Source organism: Faecalitalea cylindroides ATCC 27803 (assembly GCF_000469305.1).
Lineage (GTDB): Bacteria > Bacillota_I > Bacilli_A > Erysipelotrichales > Erysipelotrichaceae > Faecalitalea > Faecalitalea cylindroides.
In genome coordinates this window covers 1-4,258 of the sequence record NZ_KI271005.1, presented here as the reverse complement: position 1 = coordinate 4,258, position 4,258 = coordinate 1, and the positions used below count along the sequence as shown (strand labels likewise).

Annotated in this window: 4 protein-coding genes; all 4 read left to right on the top strand. The window is 35.4% G+C overall.

The genetic code is table 11. The annotated features are described in order from the left end of the window. The coding region (gene atpD / locus HMPREF0367_RS05465; RefSeq protein WP_035402014.1) for a F0F1 ATP synthase subunit beta at positions 1–1,233 on the top strand (1,233 nt) is incomplete at its 5' end. A 1-nt stretch (position 1,234) separates the two neighbouring features. Continuing rightward, positions 1,235–1,630 (top strand): ATP synthase F1 subunit epsilon, encoded by a 396-nt coding sequence (gene atpC, locus HMPREF0367_RS05460; protein WP_035402013.1) that lies wholly within the window; start codon positions 1,235–1,237, stop codon positions 1,628–1,630. 36 nt (positions 1,631–1,666) lie between these two features. After that, positions 1,667–2,341: a YjjG family noncanonical pyrimidine nucleotidase gene (locus HMPREF0367_RS05455; RefSeq protein WP_035402011.1), complete on the top strand. Its 675-nt coding sequence runs from the start codon at positions 1,667–1,669 to the stop codon at positions 2,339–2,341. A gap of 153 nt (positions 2,342–2,494) precedes the next feature. Then, positions 2,495–4,102 carry a hypothetical protein gene (locus HMPREF0367_RS05450; RefSeq protein ID WP_035402009.1) on the top strand — a complete coding sequence of 536 codons (1,608 nt, stop codon included), beginning with the start codon at positions 2,495–2,497 and terminating at the stop codon, positions 4,100–4,102. Positions 4,103–4,258: the final 156 nt, after the last annotated feature.

Below are 4,258 nucleotides of genomic sequence, written 5' to 3'. Positions count from 1 at the left end.
ATTGCGATGGGAAGCACTGATGGCCTTGTTCGCGGTATGGACGCGATTGATACAGGAAAACCAATTCAAGCTCCTGTAGGCGATGCTATTTTGGGACGTATGTTTAATGTATTAGGTCGACCAATCGATGGACTTGGAGAAGTAAAAGATGTTGAATACGAACCAATCCATAGACCGGCACCAGCATTTGATGAACAAAGTACAGTTAGTGTTCCATTGGAAACAGGTATTAAAGTAATCGACTTGCTATGTCCATATGCTAAAGGTGGTAAAATTGGTTTGTTCGGTGGTGCCGGTGTTGGAAAAACCGTATTAATTCAGGAATTGATTCATAACATTGCCAAAGAGCATGGAGGGAAATCTGTTGTAGTTGGTGTTGGAGAACGTACTCGTGAAGGTAATGATATGTACCATGAAATGAAAGAAAGTGGAGTTTTAGATAAGACTGTTTTGGTTTATGGACAGATGAATGAAAGTCCTGGAGCCAGAATGCGTGTAGGTTTAACAGGTCTTACCATGGCTGAACACTTCCGTGATAAAGAACATCAAGATGTATTGTTATTTATTGATAATATCTTCCGTTTTACTCAAGCAGGTTCTGAAGTTAGTGCCTTGTTAGGACGTGTTCCTAGTGCCGTTGGTTATCAGCCAACTTTGGCGACAGAAATGGGACAGTTGCAGGAACGAATAACGAGTACCAATGATGGATCTATTACTTCTGTTCAGGCAATCTATGTACCTGCCGATGACTTGACAGACCCAGCTCCAGCTACAGCCTTTACACATTTGGATGCGAAAACCGTACTTGATCGTGATATTGCGGCATTAGGTATTTATCCAGCTGTGGATCCACTTGAATCAAGTTCTCGTATCCTGGATCCATTGGTTGTTGGAGAAAGACATTACAATGTTGCCAGAGGCGTACAAAGTATTCTTCAACGATATAAGGAACTTCAAGATATCATCGCTATTTTGGGTATGGATGAATTGAGTGAAGAAGACAAAAAGGTCGTAAACCGTGCTCGTCGTGTACGAAATTTCTTATCCCAGCCTTTTAACGTAGCTGAAGTATTCTCAGGAATTCCAGGAAAATATGTTCCTTTGGAAGATACGATTCGTTCTTTTGAACGTATTCTAGCAGGAGAATTTGACGATTTACCGGAACAGGCATTTATGTTTGTAGGTACGGTTGAAGAAGCACAAGAAAAAGCACGTCAGATGGCTGGTGAGTAATATGATTTCTTTGAAAATTGTAACTCCACATGGAACATATAGCGAAGTTGACGTAAAGAGCATATCTTTAAGAAGTGTTGAAGGGCAAATGACTTTACTTACCAATCATTTACCTATTTTTGCATCTTTGGTACCTTGTAAACTGGCTTTGGTTGACAATAATGATCAAAGGCATGAATATGCTTTATCAGGTGGGTTTTGCCACTTAGAAGATAATAAAGCGATGATCTTAACCGATGCGATTGAAGGAAAAACGGAAATCGATTTGGAAAGAGCAAAAAGAGCTTATGAACGTGCCAGAGCTAGAATTGAGAAAAAAGATGAAGTGACGAATTTAAAACGAGCTCAATTGGCTTTGGAAAGAGCTGTAAATAGAATTAATGTATACGGTGGTTAGTTGATAACCATCGTTTTTTCATATAGAATATTCACTATGAAAAAATATATATTTTTGGATATTGATAACACTTTGTTAGATTTCAATAAATGCTCCAAGATTTCAATACAGGAAGGTTTTAAAAAATATGGAATCAAGTATCATGAAGATGTATTTGATACATTTGTCAAAATAAATGATTCTTTATGGGAGCAAATCGAAGAAGGAAAACTCACAAAAACAAAGTTGTACGAAATTCGTTGGAATACAATTTTTAGAGCATTAAAGATTGATTTTGAAGGGCATGTATTTGAACGATATTTCGTGAATAGTTTAAATTATATTGCCAAGGAAGTAGATGGTGCTTATGATCTTTTGCAATATTTATCAAATAAATATGAAGTTTTTCTTACCAGCAATGCACCTTATGATCAGCAGTGGAATCGTTTAAAGATAGCGGATATGTTAAAATACGTGAAAAAAATATATGCATCGGAAAAGATTGGGTGTGCAAAACCAAACAAACGATTTTTTAATTATTGTATCAATGATATTGGAATTACCGATAAAAATGAAATTATAATCATTGGAGATTCATATTCGGCTGATGTACAAGGAGGCATCAACAGCCAAATTGAAACGATCTGGTTTGATCGTAATAAAAAGGGAATAAATGATTCACTGGCGACATACAAGATAAATTCTCTGTATGAAATTATGAATATTTTATAATTTTTGAATATGGAAAATAAGTTTTCATATTCTTTTTTATTTATTAAATAATTAGTTGATTTGAATTGTAAATTTCCAAAAATTTAACATTTCTTTTCTGATGTCTTTACAAGCAATTGATAGATTGAAAATAGATAAGAGGAGGGATGTTATATGTCCAACAAAAGAGTAAATAAAATGCTAAAAATAGGTTCTTGTTTGGGCCTAATTGCAGCTATTTTTTCGGCAGCGGCTCTTCCTGGTATGAATGTAGCTGTACATGCTGAAGAAAATAAAGTGGAACCTGTTAAACAGGAAAATCTAGATGAAACAGCTATAGAAGCAACAAAAGATATTTTAAATTCAGATTCAGTTTCAACAGAAGATATAAATGAATTTGAGCAATCTTTAACTGAAAAAGTCCAAAATAAAGAAATACAAAAGGAACCAGTTCAATTTAGTGGAAGTTCAGAACCTGTTGTAGAGGATAACAAAGTCACAGTTACGGTCGTTACTGAATTTTATAACCGAGATGGAAGTTTAAACAATGAAAGTGGGGGAATCAGTACATATACCAGAACCCCGGGAACATCATTTAATGTTTCTACAGCTATATATAAAAGAGGCTGGATCCTGGAGTCTGAGACAGTAACTGGAATGGTTGATACCAATCCAAACAATTATAAAGCTGAAGGAATTATCGGAAATGATGATATCATGATAAAGTATGTATGGCGAGAAGATAACATTGGACCAGATGGGCAAGCCGATAAGGTTCCAGATCAATATCAGATTAAAGTATCCTATGATGTCATAAATGGCGCATGGAACGATGGTACAACGAATACAGTCAATAAAGTTTATACTTTAACAGATAGTGAAGGTAACCCAAGTGATCAAGGAACTGCTAGAGCTCAACTTCCATCTGTTGGAAATAAACCAAATGAAAGTTTTACAAGAGGTTCCTGGCAAAGTGGAATGAAATATACATTAACTAAAGAAGATGATGGTTCTAACTTTGTTTATACATATGCACCGGCAAAAAATGTTACAGTGATTACAGAATTCTATAATCGAGATGGAAGCTTAAGCACTGTAAAAGGAGGAACAAGTACATATACAAGAGCGATTGGTTCGCCCATAGATTTTGGAACAGCAACATATAACAGAGGCTGGATCCTGGAGTCTGAGACAGTAACTGGAATGGTGGATACCAATCCAAATAATTATCGAGCACAGGGTACAGTTGGTAATGAAGATATCACGATCAAATATGTGTGGCGAGAAGATAACATTGGACCAGATGGACAAGCCGATAAGATTCCAGATCAATATCAGATTAAAGTAACCTATGATGTTGTCAATGGCACATGGAATGATGGAACAAATGATACGATTTATAAAGTGTATACTTTATTTGATGAAAATGGAGATCCAAGTCAAGATGGTACTGTTAAACATGAACTTCCAGAAGTTGGAAATGTACCTTTAGAAGGATATACAATTGGTGAATGGTCTTCAAATATAGAGTATGAATTAACACATAAAGATGATGAGGCACATTTCACATATACATATTCTGTTATCTCTGATACAGATGTAAAACCATCCAAACCGTCTGATACCGAAAACCCAAAGAATGAATCGACTGTAAAGGAAACAAAGACAGAGAATAAAGTAGTAAATACAGCTTATTCTACAAACGTTCTTTCTGTGTTAGGGCTATTCATGTTATCGTTAGCCGGTATTCTTTTTGGAGTTGTTAAAAAGTATTTAAAATAGTTGATTTAAACGACCTTTAAATTTTAAAGGTCGTTTTTTAATTTTTTTCTTTACTTTCGAATGCTCATTGTATATAATATACAAGCACACGGATTTTACGTGTTCTATATACATATGGCGGTTGTGGTGAAGTGGTTAACACAGCGGATTGTGGCT

Bases quoted from the DNA above. Each gene is read 5' to 3' on its own strand.
- HMPREF0367_RS05450 (WP_035402009.1), top strand. From the start codon at position 2,495: ATGTCCAACAAAAGAGTAAATAAAATGCTAAAAATAGGTTCTTGTTTG.
- HMPREF0367_RS05455 (WP_035402011.1), top strand. From the start codon at position 1,667: ATGAAAAAATATATATTTTTGGATATTGATAACACTTTGTTAGATTTC.
- atpC (WP_035402013.1), top strand. From the start codon at position 1,235: ATGATTTCTTTGAAAATTGTAACTCCACATGGAACATATAGCGAAGTT.